At 68.3% G+C, this 17420-nt stretch carries 19 protein-coding genes and 1 tRNA gene; 15 read left to right on the top strand and 5 right to left on the bottom strand.

The window, feature by feature from the left end; translation table 11 throughout:
- The first annotated feature begins 38 nt into the window (after positions 1–38).
- The 7 genes from OL599_RS00740 to OL599_RS00770 are packed head-to-tail and all read left to right on the top strand — an operon-like array spanning position 39 to position 8459.
- Entirely contained in the window at positions 39–128 is a 90-nt protein-coding gene (locus OL599_RS00740; RefSeq protein ID WP_264711675.1) for a K(+)-transporting ATPase subunit F, read from the top strand.
- 1 nt (position 129) lies between these two features.
- On the top strand, positions 130–1839 hold the full coding sequence (gene kdpA, locus OL599_RS00745; RefSeq protein WP_264711676.1) for a potassium-transporting ATPase subunit KdpA: 1710 nt from the start codon (positions 130–132) through the stop codon (positions 1837–1839).
- A gap of 14 nt (positions 1840–1853) precedes the next feature.
- Positions 1854–3932, top strand: a complete 2079-nt coding sequence (gene kdpB, locus OL599_RS00750) for a potassium-transporting ATPase subunit KdpB (protein WP_283949437.1) — start codon at positions 1854–1856, stop codon at positions 3930–3932.
- A gap of 11 nt (positions 3933–3943) precedes the next feature.
- Positions 3944–4549: a K(+)-transporting ATPase subunit C gene (locus tag OL599_RS00755; RefSeq protein WP_283949438.1), complete on the top strand. Its 606-nt coding sequence runs from the start codon at positions 3944–3946 to the stop codon at positions 4547–4549.
- Between the two features lie 4 nt (positions 4550–4553).
- On the top strand, positions 4554–7301 hold the full coding sequence (locus OL599_RS00760) for a sensor histidine kinase KdpD (RefSeq protein WP_264711677.1): 2748 nt from the start codon (positions 4554–4556) through the stop codon (positions 7299–7301).
- On the top strand, positions 7298–7984 hold the full coding sequence (locus OL599_RS00765) for a response regulator (RefSeq protein ID WP_264711678.1): 687 nt from the start codon (positions 7298–7300) through the stop codon (positions 7982–7984). The genes OL599_RS00760 and OL599_RS00765 overlap by 4 nt, the downstream gene beginning before the upstream one ends.
- Positions 7985–8009: 25 nt before the next feature.
- The gene (locus OL599_RS00770) at positions 8010–8459 is read left to right on the top strand and encodes a PTS sugar transporter subunit IIA (RefSeq protein ID WP_264711679.1); all 450 of its coding nucleotides are present in this window, start codon (positions 8010–8012) and stop codon (positions 8457–8459) included.
- 159 nt (positions 8460–8618) lie between these two features.
- Here the strand turns inward: OL599_RS00770 and OL599_RS00775 are convergent, their stop codons facing one another.
- The gene (locus OL599_RS00775; protein ID WP_264711680.1) at positions 8619–8864 is read right to left on the bottom strand and encodes a hypothetical protein; all 246 of its coding nucleotides are present in this window, start codon (positions 8862–8864) and stop codon (positions 8619–8621) included.
- A gap of 44 nt (positions 8865–8908) precedes the next feature.
- On the opposite strand from OL599_RS00775, the gene OL599_RS00780 reads away from it, so the two are divergent.
- On the top strand, positions 8909–9175 hold the full coding sequence (locus OL599_RS00780) for a hypothetical protein (RefSeq protein WP_264711681.1): 267 nt from the start codon (positions 8909–8911) through the stop codon (positions 9173–9175).
- 202 nt (positions 9176–9377) lie between these two features.
- Here the strand turns inward: OL599_RS00780 and OL599_RS00785 are convergent.
- Positions 9378–9453 (bottom strand) — tRNA-Lys (locus OL599_RS00785).
- Between the two features lie 191 nt (positions 9454–9644).
- On the opposite strand from OL599_RS00785, the gene OL599_RS00790 reads away from it, so the two are divergent.
- Genes OL599_RS00790 through OL599_RS00805 form a run of 4 tightly spaced genes read left to right on the top strand, consistent with a single transcriptional unit; the run spans position 9645 to position 13394 of the window.
- Positions 9645–10559 (top strand): ABC transporter permease subunit, encoded by a 915-nt coding sequence (locus OL599_RS00790; RefSeq protein ID WP_264712308.1) that lies wholly within the window; start codon positions 9645–9647, stop codon positions 10557–10559.
- Positions 10556–11842, top strand: coding sequence for a high-affinity branched-chain amino acid ABC transporter permease LivM (livM, locus tag OL599_RS00795; RefSeq protein ID WP_264711682.1), 1287 nt, complete (start codon positions 10556–10558; stop codon positions 11840–11842). The genes OL599_RS00790 and livM overlap by 4 nt, the downstream gene beginning before the upstream one ends.
- A complete protein-coding gene (locus tag OL599_RS00800) occupies positions 11842–12678 on the top strand; it encodes an ABC transporter ATP-binding protein (RefSeq protein ID WP_264711683.1) in 837 nt (278 codons plus the stop codon). Before livM ends, OL599_RS00800 begins: the two co-directional genes overlap by 1 nt.
- Positions 12675–13394, top strand: a complete 720-nt coding sequence (locus OL599_RS00805) for an ABC transporter ATP-binding protein (RefSeq protein ID WP_264711684.1) — start codon at positions 12675–12677, stop codon at positions 13392–13394. The genes OL599_RS00800 and OL599_RS00805 overlap by 4 nt, the downstream gene beginning before the upstream one ends.
- A gap of 25 nt (positions 13395–13419) precedes the next feature.
- On the opposite strand, the gene OL599_RS00810 is transcribed toward OL599_RS00805, so the two are convergent.
- Positions 13420–13725 (bottom strand): hypothetical protein, encoded by a 306-nt coding sequence (locus OL599_RS00810; protein WP_264711685.1) that lies wholly within the window; start codon positions 13723–13725, stop codon positions 13420–13422.
- Positions 13726–13871: 146 nt separating this feature from the next.
- On the bottom strand, positions 13872–14315 hold the full coding sequence (locus tag OL599_RS00815) for an acyl-CoA thioesterase (RefSeq protein ID WP_264711686.1): 444 nt from the start codon (positions 14313–14315) through the stop codon (positions 13872–13874).
- A 149-nt stretch (positions 14316–14464) separates the two neighbouring features.
- Here OL599_RS00815 and OL599_RS00820 point away from each other — a divergent pair, with 149 nt between their 5' ends.
- Positions 14465–14794, top strand: coding sequence for a c-type cytochrome (locus tag OL599_RS00820; protein ID WP_264711687.1), 330 nt, complete (start codon positions 14465–14467; stop codon positions 14792–14794).
- Positions 14795–14800: 6 nt separating this feature from the next.
- On the opposite strand, the gene OL599_RS00825 is transcribed toward OL599_RS00820, so the two are convergent.
- Positions 14801–16048, bottom strand: coding sequence for a Zn-dependent hydrolase (locus OL599_RS00825; RefSeq protein WP_264711688.1), 1248 nt, complete (start codon positions 16046–16048; stop codon positions 14801–14803).
- A gap of 85 nt (positions 16049–16133) precedes the next feature.
- Here OL599_RS00825 and OL599_RS00830 point away from each other — a divergent pair, with 85 nt between their 5' ends.
- Together OL599_RS00830 and OL599_RS00835 are read left to right on the top strand one after the other, a co-directional pair.
- Entirely contained in the window at positions 16134–16922 is a 789-nt protein-coding gene (locus OL599_RS00830) for an aldolase (protein ID WP_264711690.1), read from the top strand.
- Between the two features lie 5 nt (positions 16923–16927).
- Positions 16928–17362, top strand: a complete 435-nt coding sequence (locus OL599_RS00835; RefSeq protein WP_264711691.1) for a hypothetical protein — start codon at positions 16928–16930, stop codon at positions 17360–17362.
- Positions 17363–17420: the final 58 nt, after the last annotated feature.

The following is a 17420-nucleotide window of genomic DNA, read 5'->3' on the forward strand; positions in this document are numbered from 1 at the left end:
GCTACGTCCTCTTGTGCGACCGCCTGTGAGGAGCCCCCATGATCTTCGAATACGCGCTCGGCGGCCTCGTGACCGCCGGCCTGGTCGTCTATCTCGTCTACGCGCTCGTGCGGCCGGAGCGGTTCTGACATGACCGTCATCGGATGGCTCCAGATCGCGCTTTATTGCGCGATCGTGGTGGCGATCACGCGGCCGCTCGGCGGATTCATGACGCGCGTGTTCGCCGGCGAGCGGACATTCCTCTCCCCGGTCTTCGGCCCGGTGGAGCGCGGCATCTATGCGATGGCCGGCGTGGATGCGAAAGCCGAGCAAGGCTGGATCGGCTACGCCGTCGGCATGCTGGTCTTCAAGCTCGTGGGCTTCCTGGCGCTGTATGCGTTGATGCGCGTGCAGGCGATGCTGCCGCTGAACCCGGCCGGCCAGTCCGCCGTGCCGCCGGATCTCGCCTACAACACCGCCGTCAGCTTTCTCACCAACACCAACTGGCAGAACTACGGCGGCGAAAGCACCATGAGCGACCTGGTGCAGATGGCCGGGCTCGCGGTGCAGAACTTCATGTCCGCCGCCGCCGGCATCGCCATCGCCGTCGCTTTCGTGCGCGGCTTCGCCCGCCGCTCGGCCCGGCATATCGGCAATTTCTGGGTCGATCTGACACGCATCACGCTCTACGTGCTGTTGCCGATCTGTGTGGTGATGACGCTGGCTTTCGTCTGGCAGGGCATGCCGCAGACCCTGGGCGCCTATGTCGATGCCGCCACGCTGGAAGGTGCCAGGCAGACCGTCGCCCTCGGCCCGGTCGCCTCGCAGGAAGCGATCAAGATGCTCGGCACCAACGGCGGCGGCTTCTTCAACGCCAACTCCGCGCATCCGTTCGAGAACCCGACGGCGCTGACCAACCTGATCCAGATGGTCGCGATCTTCACGCTGGGGGCCGCGCTGACCAACATGTTCGGCCGCATGGTCGGCAGCGAGCGCCAGGGCTGGGCGGTGTTCACCGCCATGGGCCTGCTGTTCCTGGTCGGTGTCGGGGTGCTGTACTGGTCCGAGTCGCAGGCAAACCCCGCGCTGGTCGCACTGGGCATGGACCCGTCGATGGGCAACATGGAAGGCAAGGAGCTGCGCTTCGGCATACCCGCCAGCGCCATGTTCGCCACCGTCACCACGGATGCGTCCTGCGGCGCGGTCAACGCCATGCATGAGAGCTTCCTGCCGTTGGGCGGCATGGTGCCGATGATCAACATGATGCTCGGCGAGATCATCTTTGGCGGCGTCGGCTCGGGCCTTTACGGCTTCCTGCTGTTCGCCATCGTCGCGGTGTTCGTGGCCGGGCTGATGGTCGGGCGCACGCCCGAGTACCTGGGCAAGAAGATCGAGGCGCGAGAGGTGAAGATGACCATGCTCGCGATCCTGTGCCTGCCGCTGGTGATGCTGGGCTTCACGGCGCTCGCCCTGGTTCTGCCTGGCCCACCTGCGGCGATCTCCGCCAGCGGCCCGCATGGGTTCAGCGAGGCGCTGTACGCCTATGTCTCGACGGCCGCCAACAACGGCAGCGCCTTCGCCGGCCTGTCGGCGAATACGCCCTACTGGAACACCAGCCTGGGCATATCCATGATGATCGGCCGCTTCTTTGTGATCATCCCGGCGCTGGCCATCGCCGGATCGATGGCGGCCAAGAAGACCGTCCCGCCCTCCTCCGGCACCTTCCCCACCGATGGCGCCCTGTTCGTGGGCCTGGTGGTCGGTGTGATCCTGATCATGGGCGGCCTGACGTTCTTCCCCGCGCTCGCCCTCGGCCCCGTCGTCGAGCATTACGCCATGCACGCCGGCACCCTGTTCTGATCGGACCTTCCAGCATGAGCGACACAACCCTGCCCCGCTTGCGCGCCACCACGACCATGCTCGACACGGCCATCCTGTGGCCGGCCATCGGTCAGGCCTTCCGCAAGCTCGATCCGCGGATGCTGTGGCACAACCCCGTGATGTTCGTGGTCGAGATCGTCTCGGTCCTCACGACCATCCTGTTCTTGCGTGACCTCGCCACCGGCGGCACGCATCTCGGCTTCGCGCTGCAGATCAATATCTGGCTGTGGTTCACGGTGCTGTTCGCGAACTTTGCCGAGGCAGTGGCCGAGGGCCGGGGCAAGGCCCAGGCCGCGAGCCTGCGCCGCGCCAAGACCGAAACCATGGCTCATCGCCTGCGCGCCGACGGCGGCACCGAATCCATCCCTGCCACGTCGCTGCGCCAGGGCGACATCGTGCTGGTGGCGGCCGGCGAGATCATCCCCAGTGACGGCGAGGTGATCGAGGGCGTCGCCTCGGTGAACGAGGCCGCGATCACCGGCGAATCGGCTCCCGTGATCCGCGAGGCCGGCGGCGACCGCTCCGCTGTCACCGGCGGCACCCAGGTCATGTCGGACATCATCAAGGTGCGCATCACCGCAGCCCCGGGCTCGACCTTTCTCGACCGCATGATCGCGCTGGTGGAGGGCGCCGCGCGCCAGAAGACGCCGAACGAGATCGCCCTGAACATCCTGTTGGCGGGCATGACGCTGATCTTCGTGCTGGCGGTGGCGACCATCCCCAGCTTCGCGACCTATGCCGGCGGCTCGCTGACCGTTCTGGTGCTGGTGGCGCTGTTCGTCACATTGATCCCCACCACCATCGGTGCGCTGCTGTCCGCCATCGGCATTGCCGGCATGGACCGGCTGGTGCGCTTCAATGTGCTGGCAATGTCCGGCCGCGCGGTGGAAGCGGCAGGCGACGTGGACACGCTGCTGCTGGACAAGACCGGCACCATCACGCTCGGCAACCGGCAGGCGACCGCGTTCCTCCCGGTGGCCGGCGTGGACGCGCGCGAGCTCGCCGATGCCGCCCAGCTTTCCTCGCTGAGCGACGAGACGCCGGAGGGGCGCTCGATCGTGGTGCTCGCGAAGGAGCTCTATGCGCTGCGGGGCCGCGAGATGGCGCATCTCGGCGCGCATTTCGTGGCGTTCTCCGCGCAGACCCGCATGAGCGGCGTGGACCTCGATGGACGCCAGATCCGCAAGGGCGCCGTCGACTCCGTGCTCGCGCATGTGCTGGCGACATCGGCGAACGAGCGCCCGGTGGCCGAGGCGGTGGTTCGCGAGTTGCGCGCCATCGCCGAACGCATCGCCACGTCCGGCGGCACGCCGCTGGCGGTCGCCGACGGGCATCGCCTGCTGGGCATCATCCATCTGAAGGACATCATCAAGGGCGGCATCAAGGAGCGCTTCTCCGAGTTGCGCCGCATGGGCATCCGCACGGTGATGATCACCGGCGACAACCCGATGACCGCGGCGGCCATCGCCGCCGAGGCAGGCGTGGACGACTTCCTCGCCCAGGCGACGCCGGAGGCGAAGCTCGGCCTGATCCGCCAGGAGCAGGGTCAGGGCAAGCTGGTGGCGATGTGCGGCGACGGAACCAACGACGCGCCGGCGCTGGCCCAGGCCGATGTAGGTGTCGCCATGAACACCGGCACCATGGCCGCGCGCGAGGCCGGCAACATGGTCGATCTGGACAGCGATCCCACGAAGCTGATCGAGATCGTCGAGATCGGCAAGCAGTTGCTGATGACGCGCGGAGCGCTGACCACGTTCTCGATTGCCAACGACGTGGCCAAGTATTTCGCCATCATCCCGGCGATGTTCCTGGCCTTCTACCCGCAACTCTCGGCGCTCAACATCATGTACCTGTCGACACCGCAAAGCGCCATCCTGTCCGCGATCATCTTCAACGCGCTGATCATCGTGGCGCTGATTCCGCTGGCGCTGAAGGGCGTGGCCTACCGCCCGATCGGGGCCGCGTCGCTGCTGCGCCGCAACCTGCTGGTCTATGGCGTCGGCGGCCTCGCCGCTCCGTTCGTCGGTATCAAGGTCATCGACATGCTCGTCACCGCGCTCGGTCTGGCGTAAGGAACATCGTCATGCTGAAGGAAGTCCGTCCGGCCATCGTGATGATCGTGGCGTTCACGGTTCTGACAGGCCTCGTCTATCCGCTTGCCATGACCGGAATCGCCCAGGCGCTGTTCCCGCGCCAGGCCGGCGGCAGCCTGGTTGAGCGCGACGGCAAGGTCGTCGGCTCCGCGCTGATCGGCCAGAACTTCACGGGCGCGAAATACTTCCACGGCCGGCCGTCGGCGACCACGGACACCGATCCGAACGATCCGACCAAGACCGTGCCAGCACCCTACAACGCCGCCAGTTCCGGCGGCTCCAACCTGGGGCCCACGGCGAAGGCGCTGGCGGACCGCGTGAAGGACGATCTTGCCCGGCTGCAGGCCGAAAACCCCGGTGCGACCGTTCCCGCCGATCTTCTGACGACTTCGGGAAGCGGGCTCGACCCGCATATCTCGCCGCAGGCAGCCCTGTTCCAGGTGCCGCGCGTCGCCAAGGCGCGCAGCCTGCCGGAAGCGCGGGTGCGCGCGCTGGTGGACGCGAATGTCGAGGGACGGCTGCTGGGCCTGCTCGGCGAGCCGCGGGTGAACGTGCTGGCGCTGAACCTGGCGCTCGACCGGGCCGGCGGCGAATAACGGCGTGTCGGAACGCGACGGCCGCCCCTCCCCCGATGCGCTGCTGAAGGAAGCGGCGCGCGAGGGCGGGCGCGGGCGCCTGAAGATCTTCCTGGGCGCGGCCCCGGGTGTCGGCAAGACCTACGAAATGCTGTCGGCCGCCCAGGCCCGCCGGCGCGAGGGCGTCGACGTCGTCGTCGGCATCGTCGAGACCCATGCCCGCGCCGAGACGATGGCACTGACCGAGGGGCTGGAGACCATCCCGCGCCGGCAGGAGGAGTACAAAGGCCGCGTCATCGACGAGATGGACCTCGATGCCTTGCTGGCGCGCAAGCCCCGGCTCGCACTGGTGGACGAACTCGCCCACACCAATGCGCCCGGCAGCCGCCATCCCAAGCGCTACCTGGATGTCGAGGAACTGCTCGCCGCCGGCATCGACGTGTACAGCACGCTGAACATCCAGCATGTCGAGAGCCTGAACGACGTCATCGCACAGATCACCCGCATCCGCGTGCGCGAGACGGTCCCGGACGGCGTCATCGACCGCGCCGACGAGATCGAGGTGGTCGACCTCACGCCCGACGACCTGCTGCAGCGCCTGCGCGAGGGCAAGGTATATCTGCCGAAGACTGCCGCGCGCGCGCTCGAACACTATTTCTCGCCCGGCAACCTGACCGCGCTGCGGGAGCTGGCGCTGCGGCGCACGGCGCAGCGTGTGGACGCGCAACTGCTCGACCACATGCAGGCGCATGCCATCAGCGGCCCCTGGGCGGCCGGCGACCGTGTGCTGGTCTGCGTCACCCGCAATGCCTCCGGCCCCGTGCTGGTGCGCTATGGACGGCGCCTGGCCGAGCGGCTGCGGGCGCCGTGGACCGCGCTGTACATCGAAACCTCGCGCCACCTGCGGTTTTCCGAAGCCGAGCGCGACAGCATCGCCCAGTGCCTGCGTCTGGCCGAGAAGCTCGGCGGCGACGCGGTCACGATCCCCGGCAGCCGCGTCGCCGCTGACATCGTCGCCTATGCGCGCGAGCACAATTTCTCGCATATCGTGGTGGGCCATGCCGGGCGCAGGCGCTGGTGGGAGAGGTTGCGCGGATCGGTGACGCAAGCCCTGATCGCCGCGGCCGGCGACATTCCCGTGCATGTGCTGGGGCACCAGGAGGCTGCCGGCGCCAAGCCGGGACGCGCGCCGGCGACGGAGGCCCAGCCCTTCGATCCCTGGCCCTATATCGGCAGCACCATACTCGTCGCGGCGGCGGTCCTGATCGGCGTCGGGCTGCAGCACGTGCTGGCGGTCACCAGCATCTCGTTGGTGTTCCTGACCGCCGTGCTCGCGGCCGCAGCGCTATGGGGCCTGTGGCCCTCGCTGTACGCCTGCCTCGCCAGCGTGCTCGCCTACAACTTCTTCTTCCTGCCGCCGCTCTACACCTTCAGCATTGCCGACCCCGAGAATGTCGTGGCGCTGTTCTTCTTCGTTGTCGCGGCCATGATCGCGAGCAACCTCGCCGCCGGCGTGCGGGCGCAGGCCGTGGCCGCGGGCCAGCGTGCGCGGACCACGAACGAGCTTTACCAGTTCTCCCGCAAGCTCGCCGGCATCGGCAGTCTCGACGACCTGCTATGGGCCACCGCCTATCAGTTCGCGGCGATGCTGAAGGTGCGCGTGGTGCTGCTCCTGCCCGAGAGCGACAGCCATGGCGAGACCGTGTCGGTGCGCGCCGGCTACCCGCCGGAGGACGCGCTCGACGAGGCCGATCTCGCGGCGGCGAAATGGTGCTGGCAGCACAACCGCCCGGCCGGCCGCGGGGCCGACACCCTGCCCGGGGCCAGACGCCTGTTTCTGCCGCTGCGCACCGGCCGCGGCCCGGTGGGGGTGGTGGGCATCGACAGCGACCAGGCCCCCGGCTCCACCCGGCCGATCCTGACGCCGGACCAGCAGCGCCTGCTGGACGCCCTGTCCGACCAGGCCGCCGTATCGATCGAGCGCATCAACCTGGCCGAGGACGTGGACCGTGCCCGCCTGCTCGCTGAAACCGAGCGGCTGCGCTCGGCGCTGCTGACCTCGCTGTCGCACGACCTGCGCACGCCGCTCGCGTCCATCCTCGGCGCGGCAAGCAGCCTCGATTCCTACCACGCGCTGCTGGACGAGGCGGCCCGGCGCGACCTGCTGCGCACGGTCCAGGACGAGGCCGAGCGGCTGAACCGCTTCGTCGCCAACCTGCTGGACATGACCCGGCTGGAAAGCGGGGCGATCGAGCTGCACCAGGACATGGCGGATCTGGGCGAGGTGATCGGCAGCGCCATCGCGCGGGCGAGCAAGGTGCTGGAGGGCCACCGCGTCGACATGCAGCTGGCGCCGGACCTGCCGCTGCTGCGCCTGGATGTGGTGCTGCTCGAGCAGGTTCTGTTCAACCTGCTGGACAATGCGGGAAAATACGCGCCGCCGGGCAGCACCGTAACGCTGCGTGCCTGGCACGACGCGCCCCCTTCCGGGCGCGGACACGGCGTGGTGAAGCTGCAGGTGATCGACGAGGGCCCCGGCATTCCCCCGGATGCCCTGGAACGGGTGTTCGACAAGTTCTTCCGCGTGCACGGCACCGACCGTCAACGCCCCGGCACCGGCCTGGGCCTTGCGGTCTGCCGCGGTTTCGTGGAAGCGATGGGCGGCACCGTGATAGCCGCCAACCGCCAGGACCGTCCGGGCGCCGTCTTCACCGTGACGCTGCCGGTGCCTGCCGCAGGAGCCACGCCACCAATCCCGATGCAGGCCGCATGACCACCCCAGCCACCATGCTGATCGTGGACGACGAGCCCGCCATCCGCCGGCTGCTGCGCACCAGCCTGCAGGCGCAGGGCTACCGGACGCTCGATGCCGAGACCGGCGCCGGGGCGGTGGCACGAACAACCGCCGACAAGCCCGACCTTGTGCTGCTCGATCTCGGCTTGCCGGATATGGACGGGCTGGAGGTCATCCGCCTCATACGCAACGTCTCGGCCGTACCCATCGTGGTGCTGACCGCGCGCGAGGACGAGCGCGGCAAGGTCGCGGCGCTGGATCTGGGTGCGGACGACTATGTCACCAAGCCGTTCGGCATGGACGAACTTGCGGCCCGGCTGCGCGCGGCCTTGCGCCACCGCCTGCAGCAGGAAGGCGCGCCGCCGGTGTTCCGCAGCGGCGATCTGGCGGTGGATCTGGTGCGGCGCATCGTGACCGTGCGCGGGACCGAAGTGCATTTGTCACCGCGCGAGTACGACATCCTCCGTCTGATGGTGCTCCATGCCGGCAAGGTGCTGACGCACCGGCTGATCCTGGGCAAGCTGTGGGGCGCCTCGGGCGACGTGCAGCAATTGCGCGTCTACGTGCGCCAGATCCGCCAGAAGATCGAGGCTGACGCCGAACGTCCCCGGCACATCCTGACCGAGACCGGGGTGGGCTACCGCCTCGCGGTCCAGGAATGAGCCGGGCCCAAGTGGACCACCACCCATGACCCTGACCGAGCTGATCGGCCCCGACCACGTGTTCCCCCGCCTGCGCGCCGCGGACAAGCAGATGCTGCTGGCCGAGCTGGGGGGACGGGCCGCGACGATGCTGCATCTGCCGGCCGCGGCCGTCACCAGCAGCCTGGCGGCGCGGGAAGCGTTGGGCTCCACGGGCATCGGCGGCGGCATCGCCGTGCCCCATGCCCGGATCGATGGGATCGAGGCGCCGGCCGGCTTCTTCGCCCGTCTGGAACGCCCGATCGACTTTGCCGCGATCGACGGCAAGCCGGTGGACCTCGTGTTCCTGCTGCTGAGCCCCGCCCAGGGCCACGGCGCGCATCTGGCGGCCCTGGCCGCGGCTTCGCGCCGCCTGCGCGACAGGACCGTAGCGGAGGCCATTCGCGCCGCCGGTTCCGGTCCGGCAATGCGCATTGCGCTGCTCGGTGATGCATAGAAAACGCGGCATGAATAATCCACTGAACCTGTGGACAACTCGGGGGACATTTGCTGGATCAAGGCCGCAAGCGTAGGCAGATCAAGCTCTTCAGCGGATTGCCCGGAATCCGGGCAGAAATCGGAACTTCCTGAAATTGTTAGGTTTTATCATTAATTTTCAGTTATTATTGTCATTATCATCCGGTAACCCGTTGGAGTTATAGCCGTGTCGCGCGTGGTGGATAATCAGCCGCCATAAGCGTCCGATTGCGTGCATATCCGATACCGGTTCGACCCGGATCGACAGGCGGCCTTCAGGAACATCGATCGCAATTCCGAACATTTCAAGAATGCCACAGCAACGGCGCCACGGCATACGGAATCGTACGACCTCACGGACGTTAATGAAACCTTTCGCGTCCATGGAATATCCGCCCGTCCCTTGTCGAGCGGGGCGGCGTAGCGTTCATGGCGAACGGAAAGACTTGTCTGCGTTGCCGGTTCTGGCACCTGGATGCCGAGGCCCGCGCCAAGGCGGCGGAAAAGCTGCAGTCCGGGACGGTTGCCCTGCGGATCAGAAAGGACGAGGTCCATTTCTTCCCCTGCCGGCGCTATCCGCCGGTCCCGGATCCGCGACGGGCGATGCTTCCCCAAGGCATGCCCCCCTCGCACTGGCCGATGACCGCCGCCGGCGATTGGTGCGGCGAGTGGCAAGGCCTGGAGGCGCCGGAGTGACCGCGACCGTGGTCCGAGTCGCCGCTGATCGCTGCCGTCACGCTCGGGGCTGATCGGCGCTGCTGGAGCGACTGTTGGGCCACGCCGTCGCAGGCCAGCGAAATGGCGCAGCCATGTGAGCGGCATGCATCAGCCGGATCGTCCGATCGGGCGGGGGCTATGGTCGAGATCGCCAGGAATCCCCATGGGATCGCCGGGATGATGGTGGGCGCACAAGGACTCGAACCTTGGACCCGCTGATTAAGAGTCAGCTGCTCTACCAACTGAGCTATGCGCCCGCCACGGGGACCGGCCGCCACAGGCGATCCAGTCCGTCCGGGCGGCCCCTATAGCAAGCGCACCATCGCCTGTGAAGGGCTTGACGCAAGTCGTCTCTTCTGAAACGACTTCGCCTCCGCTCGGCTTGCAGCGGACGCAACCCCGTGCTTCGTTCAGCGCAGGGATACTTTCTCATTGATTGGGGGTGCCCGTGGCCTACGCGCTGCAACAGCTGATCAACGGCGTCACCCTGGGGATGATCTACGGGCTCATCGCCGTGGGCTACACGATGGTCTACGGCATCATCGGCATGATCAATTTCGCCCACGGCGACATCTTCATGGTCGGCGCCTTCCTGTCATTGATCGCCATTGTCGGCCTCGGCATGCTTGGCATCACCTCGGTCCCGCTGGCGCTCATCGTGACCCTGCTGTTCGCCGCCGGCATCGCCGCACTTTATGGATGGGCGGTCGAGCGCATCGCCTATCGCCCGCTGCGCGGCTCCTTCCGTCTGGCGCCGCTGATCAGCGCCATCGGCATGTCGATCGTGCTGCAGAACTTCGTCCAGGTCAGTCAGGGCGCCCGGGTGAAGCCGATGCCGCAGATGATCCCCGGCGGGGTGACCCTCCTGAGCAGCGACGGCTTCGCCGTCCAGCTGTCGTGGATGCAGATCGCCATTGTCATCACGACCCTGATCCTGCTCGCCGCGTTCACCTGGCTGGTGACGCGAACGCCGCTGGGCCGCTCCATGCGCGCCTGTGAGCAGGACCTCAAGATGGCGGGCCTGTTGGGCATCGACACTGACCGCACCATCAGCCTCACTTTCGTCATCGGCGCCGCCCTGGCTGCCGTCGCCGGGCTGATGTTCCTCCTCTACTACGGCGTCATCGACTTCTTCATCGGCTTCATCGCCGGCGTGAAGGCGTTCACCGCCGCGGTCCTCGGCGGCATCGGCTCGTTGCCCGGCGCAGTGCTGGGCGGGCTGGCCATCGGCCTGATCGAGACGTTCTGGTCGGCCTATTTCAGCGTCCAGTACAAGGACGTCGCCGCCTTCTCGATCCTGGTGCTTGTGCTGATCTTCATGCCCACCGGCCTGCTGGGCCGCGCGGACATCGAGAAAGTATGAGCCGCGGCGCCACCGCTCTTCCGGCGATCCTGCGTGATGCGGGTTTGTCGGCGCTCGTCGCGTTCGGCCTGTTCGCGGTCATGATCGGGCTGAAGACCGATGCCGGCCCCACCTCGCTGGTGCTCACGCCGCGCCCCTGGGCGGTGGTTCTCGCCGTCGCCGCGGTGTTCTTCGGGCGGTTGGCGATGCTGTTGTGGCGCCTCTGGCGTCCGGCCGGCGTTCCCGCACCCAGGCGCATAACCGCAGGGTTCGCCCGCGCGGGGCGTTATATCGCTCCCGTGGTGCTGGCGGTGGCCCTCACCCTGCCGCTCTATGCCGGGCGCTACTGGCTCGACCTCGGCATCCTCGTGCTCACCTACGTCATGCTCGGGTGGGGGCTGAACATCGTGGTCGGCCTCGCGGGCCTGCTCGACCTCGGCTATGTCGCCTTCTATGCCGTCGGCGCCTATTCCTATGCATTGCTGGCGCAGGATCTCGGCCTGGGGTTCTGGACCTGCCTGCCGCTGGCCGGCATCCTCGCCGCCTGCTGGGGCGTCATGCTCGGCTTCCCCGTGCTGCGTCTGCGCGGCGACTACCTGGCCATCGTCACCCTTGCTTTCGGCGAGATCATCCGCGTGGTCATCCTCAACTGGACCACGCTCACCGGCGGGCCCAACGGCATCTCCGGCATCCCGCGCCCCACCCTGTTCGGCCTCACCTTCTCCGCGGGCGGCGGCCCGGGCAGCTTCGCGGACTTCTTCGGCATCGAGCCGAACCTCACCCAACGCGTCGCCTTCCTCTATTACGTGATCCTCGGACTGGCCCTGCTCACCAACTGGGTCTCGCTGCGGCTGCGCCGGCTGCCGCTCGGCCGGGCGTGGGAGGCGCTGCGCGAGGACGAGATCGCCTGCCGCAGCCTCGGCATCAACGTCACCATCACCAAGCTCACCGCATTCGCGATGGGCGCCATGTTCGGCGGCTTCGCCGGCGCCTTCTTCGCCACCCGCCAGGCCTTCATCAGTCCGGAGAGCTTCACCTTCATCGAAAGCGCCATGGTGCTGGCCATCGTCGTGCTCGGGGGACTCGGCAGCCAGCTTGGCGTGGCCATGGCCGCGCTCATCATGATCGGCGGCTCGGAGATGTTCCGCGAGCTTGCGGAATACCGGATGCTGATCTTCGGGTTGGCGCTGGTGATGATGATGGTCCTGCGTCCCCGCGGCCTGGTTTCCGGCCGCACCCCGTCGGTCTCGCTGGGCGAGCGGCACGAGATCGCCCCCGATCTCGTTGCCCAGGGACGCGGCTGATGGACGCGGTCACCACGGACGCCCCGCTGCTGGCGGTCAGGGACCTGACCATGCGCTTCGGCGGCCTCACTGCCGTCGATATGCTGTCGTTCGAGGCGCATGCCGGTGACATCACCGCGGTCATCGGCCCGAATGGCGCCGGCAAGACCACCGTTTTCAACTGCATCACCGGGTTCTACCGCCCGACCTCCGGCGGCCTGAACCTCACCCAGGCCGGCGGCCGGTTCGCGCTGGAACGGATGCCCGGCCACCGCATCGCGCGCCACGCCAAGGTCGCCCGGACTTTCCAGAACATCCGCCTGTTCGCCGGCATGACGGTGCTGGAGAACCTGCTGGTCGCCCAGCACAACACGCTGATGCCGGATGTCGCCCGTGGCCTGCTCGCGGTGTTCGGCCTGGGCGGCTACCGCGCCCACGAGCGCGCCGCCGTCGAGCTCGCCCGCTTCTGGCTCGACGCCATCGACCTCACCGCCCGCGCCGACGACGCCGCGGGTGCGCTGCCCTACGGCGCGCAACGGCGGCTCGAGATCGCGCGCGCCATGTGCACCGGCCCGGTCCTGCTGTGCCTGGACGAGCCGGCCGCCGGCCTCAACCCGCGCGAAAGCGACGAACTGTCCGCCCTGCTCCTGCGCATCCGCGACGGTGGCTGTTCCATCCTTCTGATCGAGCACGACATGGGGGTGGTGATGCGAATTTCGGACCACATCGTCGTGCTCGACCACGGCAAGAAGATCAGCGACGGCACCGCCGAGCAGGTGCGCAACGACCCCAACGTCATTGCCGCCTATCTCGGCGAGGGCGACGAGGACGAGACCCCGGCGGAGGTCGCGCAATGACGGCGCTGCTGTCCCTGTCCGGCGTCACAGCCTTCTACGGCGCCATCCAGGCGCTGAAGGGCGTGGAGCTGAACGTGAACCCGGGCGAGATCGTCACGCTGATCGGCGCCAACGGGGCGGGCAAGTCCACCCTGATGATGACCATCTGCGGCAACCCGCGCGCCCGCGACGGCCGCATCGTCTACGACGGTGCCGATATCACCCGCGTGCCCACGCACGAGATCATGCGTCAGGGCATCGCCCAGTCGCCTGAGGGGCGCCGCATCTTCCCGCGCATGAGCGTCTACGAGAACCTGCTGATGGGTGCCCATGGCCGCGACGGCGGAGAAGCGGCGGAAACCATGGAGCAGGTATTCGCCCTGTTTCCCCGCCTGAAGGAGCGCACCGCCCAGCGCGGCGGCACGTTGTCGGGCGGCGAGCAGCAGATGCTCGCCATCGGCCGCGCGTTGATGAGCCGCCCGCGCCTGCTGTTGCTGGACGAACCGAGCCTCGGTCTCGCCCCCCTGGTGGTGCGGCAGATCTTCGGCGCCATCCGCGACCTCAACCGCAGCACCGGGCTCACGGTCCTGCTGGTGGAGCAGAACGCATTCCAGGCGCTGCGCCTGGCGCATCGCGGCTACGTGCTGGTCAACGGCGCCATCACCATGGCCGGCGCCGCCGCCGACCTGCTGGCGCGGCCGGAGATACGCGCGGCGTATCTCGAAGGTGGGCATTAACGGAACACGATTCCGGGCGCCGGGGTCAGGCATCCGGTGCGCGGATGAAGCACATCACCCCGATGGTCGGCAGCCAGCACACCACGGCGTGCCCGGTGGGATTGTCATTACGGTCCAGCACACGATCCTGCGGCACCGGGATCCAAAGCCCGAGGATCAATACTTCGTAACCGCCATTCTGGATCCGGTATTCCGCCCGGCGGCAGTCCGCGATCGAGCAGCACGGCCGGCCAGTGCCCGGCTGGCGCAGATCATCGAACCAGGGCTTCAGGGTGGGGTCGGCATCAGCGGGGGGGCTCGCCTGCGCGTTCGCGGCCAGCAACATCGCCATGGCGAAGACGAAGCGTTTCATTCGTCACCCCCAATCCGGCGACCAGCACGGGCACCAGCATCCGCCTCAGCGCCGATACCGGCGCCGCGTGGCATCGGCGCCTCATATGGTGCGTGAACGGCTGCAACGCACCCTCTCGGGGGCATTCATCGGGCGGCATCCTGTGCGCCAGCCACCTGGCCCAGGCGTGCCTGGGCGGCCGCACGAACCGTATCGGGGAACGCGCAGGACCGGCGCGACTGTCGGTCCACGTGCACCGCCGTCAGCTCGCAGCTCGCCGCCACCTCTCCGGTTTCGGCGTTGCGCATCTCATGCGCGAAACGCAGCACCTTCTCGCGAACTTCCAGCACACGCGAGTGCACCTCCACCACGTCTCCGGCCAGCAATTCGCGACGATAGGAGATGTTCTGCTGCACCGCCGCCATGCCGCGCTGCTGTTCGCGCAGATAGGTGGGCGTGAGTCCGAGCCGCAGGAAAAGGGTCCAGGTGGCCTCGTCGAACTTGCCGACATACCACATCACGTTCATGTGGCCGACATGGTCGCAGTGCCACGGATACACCGTGCCGCGATAGGTCGGGTCTTGCGTCATCGCCGTGCCCCCGCTTTCCGGCCAATGCCGGGTCATCCGGCGAGCATGCCCGAACCTCCAACGCCGGCACACCCCTTGCCCCGCCAGCCGGCCGGCGCGATCCTTCCCCGGTCGAACGAAACGGCTGAACCCTACGGGAGTGCCATCCGATGCATCGCGCGACCCTCGCCATCCTGGCCGCCGCACCCGCGCTGCTCGTGGCCGGCGCCGCATTTGCTCAGGCGCCGGCAGGCGATCCCATGGCAGGTCTGGGCATCGCCCGCATCTGGTGCAGCAACTGCCACGTCGTCGACACCGCGCCGGTGCAGGCCGGCGACGCCGTCCCGAGCTTCCCGGCCATTGCCAACCTTCCATCGACCACACGGGCCGGATTGCGGGCGTTCGTGGTGACACCGCATGGGCGCATGCCGAACTTCCAGCTCACCACCGGTCAAGCCGACGACGTGGTCGCCTATATCCTCAGCCTCAAGGGCCGATAGAAGCGGTCACAGCGCCCGGTTCGCCCGCGCCACCACCGCTTCGAACAGCACCTGGCAACCGGCCTCGGCCTCCACCGGGTCGATGCTCTCGGCCTCGTTGTGGCTCAGCCCGTCCTTGCAGGGGGTGAAGATCATCGCTGTCGGCACGTGGCGCGCCACGTACACCGCGTCGTGCCCGGCGCCGGAGACGATCTCGCGCGACGACAGCCCGAGCCGCGCCGCCGCCTGCCGCACCAGGTCCACGCAGGCGGGGTCGAAGGGCTGGGCCGGAATGCGGAACAACTCGGTCAGATCCAGCCTCACGCCGCAGCCCTGGGCCAAGGCGGACGCGCGCGCCTCGAACTGCTGCGCCAGAGTGGCCACCGTGGCGTCGTCGGGATGGCGGAACTCCACGGAGAAGCGCACCTCACCCGGGATGACGTTGCGGCTGTTCGGCAGCACCTGCAGTTGGCCCACGGTGCCCCGGCCGTCCTCGCCTTGGGCGCGCATCAACTGGTCCACCAGGTCGATGATCCGGGCCGCGGCAACCAGGGCATCCTTGCGGGCCGAGGGCGGCGTGGTGCCGGCATGCGAGTCCTGGCCGATGCAGACCGCGTCGTACCACACCTGCGCCTGCGCGCCGGTGACGATGCCGATCTGTTTCTCCTCCCGCTCCAGGATCGGCCCCTGTTCGATATGCAGCTCGAAATAGGCATCCGCCGGAAACGGCCTGGCCTTCTCCGGCCCGGCATAGCCGATCCCCTCCAGCGCCGCCTGCACGGTCGCGCCATCGAGGTCGGTCAGCCCCTGCACCTTGTCCAACGCATACACGCCCGCCCACACGCCCGAGCCCATCAGGCTGTGGCCGAACCGGCTGCCCTCCTCGTCGGTCCAGTTCACCAGTTCCAGTGGCGCCTCGGTGACGATGCCCAGGTCGTTCAGGCTGCGCATCACCTCCAGCCCTGCGATCACGCCCAGCGCGCCGTCGAACTTGCCGCCGCTGGGCTGGCTGTCGAGGTGGCTTCCGAACAGCACGGGCAGGCGGTCGGGATCGCGGCCCGGGCGGCGGGCGAACATGTTGCCGATCTCGTCCACCCGCACCGTCAGCCCCGCCGCCGTGCACCGGGCGCGGAAATGGTCGCGGCCCTGGCGGTCGATATCGGTCAACGTCAGCCGCCGCACGCCGCCCTTTGGCGTGGCGCCGAAGCGCGCCATGTCCATCAGGCTGTCCCACAGGCGCTTGCCGTCGATCCGCTGGTTGGTCTGAGCGCTCATCATCATGTCCCTGTTGCAGCGTGCGCATCTTGCCCGGGGGTCGCGTTCCTGCAAGCCTCGGCCGTCCCCAAGGAGGTTGTTGTCCATGGCCCATCCGCTGTCCGCGCCCGCCGCCCCCGTGATCCGGCGCAACACAGACCTCGACCGCGACGCCGTCTGGCAGGCGCGCGTTGACCTGGCGGCCTGCTTCCGGGCCGCGGCCCGGCTGGGGCTCAGCGAGGGCATCTGCAACCACCTGTCGGCCATGGTGCCGGGGCGCGACGACCTGTTCCTGGTGAATCCCTATGGCTGGGGCTTCTCCGAAGTCACCGCCAGCCGCCTGCTGACCTGCGACTTCCATGGCAACGTCGTCGAGGGCAGTGGCACGCCGGAGGCCACCGCCTTCTTCATCCACGCGCGCGTGCACAAGAACGTACCCCGCGCCCGCGCGGCCTTCCACACCCACATGCCCAATGCCACCGCGCTCGCCATGCTCGACGGGCCGCCGCTGTCCTGGTCGATCCAGTCCTCGCTGAAATTCTACGGCCGCACCCTGGTGGACGAGCACTACAACGGCCTGGCCCTGGACGAGACCGAAGGCGACCGCATCGCCGCCAGCATCGGCGACGCCGACATCGTGTTCATGAAGAACCACGGCGTGATGGTGGTCGGCACCACCATCGCCGAGACCTGGGACGACCTGTACTACCTGGAGCGCGCCTGCGAGGCCGAGCGCCTGGCCTTGTCCACCGGGCGCAAGCTGAAGCCGGTGCCGTCTGAGATCGCCGCCCGCACCTACGCGCAGATGCGCCAAGGCGACGGCGAGAGCGCGCGCCTGCATCTGGAGAGCCTCAAGCGCCAGCTCGACCGCGAGGCGCCGGAGTACCGGCACTGATCCGGATGCGTCCGCGCCGGCCGGCGGCATTGCTTCTGGCCGGCCTGGTACTGACCGGCTGCACGCTGGTTGACCAGCGCACCTTCCAGCGCACCCCGCCCGCGCCGACCGCCGAGGACGTGGCCCGTGCCAGGTTGCCGCCCTTGCCGCTGGTGGTGATCCGGTTCGACCAGCTCGACACGGATTACCAGCCGGCACTCGCCGAGGCGATCGAGGCGGCACAGGCGCGCAAGCCGGACGTGGTGTTCGACGTGCTCACCCCCATCCCCACCGGCGAGGCGCGCGAGGTGCAGGAACGCTACGCCAGGCAGGGCGCCGAGGATGCCGCGGCCGTCGCCAACGCCCTCGCCGCCGAGGGAGTGCCGCCGGATCGCGTGCACATGGGCTATCGCGGCGATCCCGGTACGCCGCCACGCGAGGTGAGAGTCTACGCCCGCTGAACGACGGCATGCCGGCGCGCCCCGAGGCTGCGACAATTGGTCGTCATTGGCATGACGA

The organism is Limobrevibacterium gyesilva, assembly GCF_025989185.1.
GTDB lineage: Bacteria > Pseudomonadota > Alphaproteobacteria > Acetobacterales > Acetobacteraceae > Limobrevibacterium > Limobrevibacterium gyesilva.

Excerpts from the sequence above, each read along its gene's own strand:
- OL599_RS00740 (WP_264711675.1), top strand. The coding sequence starts at position 39 with ATGATCTTCGAATACGCGCTCGGCGGCCTCGTGACCGCCGGCCTGGTC.
- kdpA (WP_264711676.1), top strand. The coding sequence starts at position 130 with ATGACCGTCATCGGATGGCTCCAGATCGCGCTTTATTGCGCGATCGTG.
- kdpB (WP_283949437.1), top strand. The coding sequence starts at position 1,854 with ATGAGCGACACAACCCTGCCCCGCTTGCGCGCCACCACGACCATGCTC.
- OL599_RS00755 (WP_283949438.1), top strand. The coding sequence starts at position 3,944 with ATGCTGAAGGAAGTCCGTCCGGCCATCGTGATGATCGTGGCGTTCACG.
- OL599_RS00765 (WP_264711678.1), top strand. The coding sequence starts at position 7,298 with ATGACCACCCCAGCCACCATGCTGATCGTGGACGACGAGCCCGCCATC.
- OL599_RS00770 (WP_264711679.1), top strand. The coding sequence starts at position 8,010 with ATGACCCTGACCGAGCTGATCGGCCCCGACCACGTGTTCCCCCGCCTG.
- OL599_RS00775 (WP_264711680.1), bottom strand. The coding sequence starts at position 8,864 with ATGGACGCGAAAGGTTTCATTAACGTCCGTGAGGTCGTACGATTCCGT.
- OL599_RS00780 (WP_264711681.1), top strand. The coding sequence starts at position 8,909 with ATGGCGAACGGAAAGACTTGTCTGCGTTGCCGGTTCTGGCACCTGGAT.
- livM (WP_264711682.1), top strand. The coding sequence starts at position 10,556 with ATGAGCCGCGGCGCCACCGCTCTTCCGGCGATCCTGCGTGATGCGGGT.
- OL599_RS00800 (WP_264711683.1), top strand. The coding sequence starts at position 11,842 with ATGGACGCGGTCACCACGGACGCCCCGCTGCTGGCGGTCAGGGACCTG.
- OL599_RS00805 (WP_264711684.1), top strand. The coding sequence starts at position 12,675 with ATGACGGCGCTGCTGTCCCTGTCCGGCGTCACAGCCTTCTACGGCGCC.
- OL599_RS00810 (WP_264711685.1), bottom strand. The coding sequence starts at position 13,725 with ATGGCGATGTTGCTGGCCGCGAACGCGCAGGCGAGCCCCCCCGCTGAT.
- OL599_RS00815 (WP_264711686.1), bottom strand. The coding sequence starts at position 14,315 with ATGACGCAAGACCCGACCTATCGCGGCACGGTGTATCCGTGGCACTGC.
- OL599_RS00820 (WP_264711687.1), top strand. The coding sequence starts at position 14,465 with ATGCATCGCGCGACCCTCGCCATCCTGGCCGCCGCACCCGCGCTGCTC.
- OL599_RS00825 (WP_264711688.1), bottom strand. The coding sequence starts at position 16,048 with ATGAGCGCTCAGACCAACCAGCGGATCGACGGCAAGCGCCTGTGGGAC.
- OL599_RS00830 (WP_264711690.1), top strand. The coding sequence starts at position 16,134 with ATGGCCCATCCGCTGTCCGCGCCCGCCGCCCCCGTGATCCGGCGCAAC.
- OL599_RS00835 (WP_264711691.1), top strand. The coding sequence starts at position 16,928 with ATGCGTCCGCGCCGGCCGGCGGCATTGCTTCTGGCCGGCCTGGTACTG.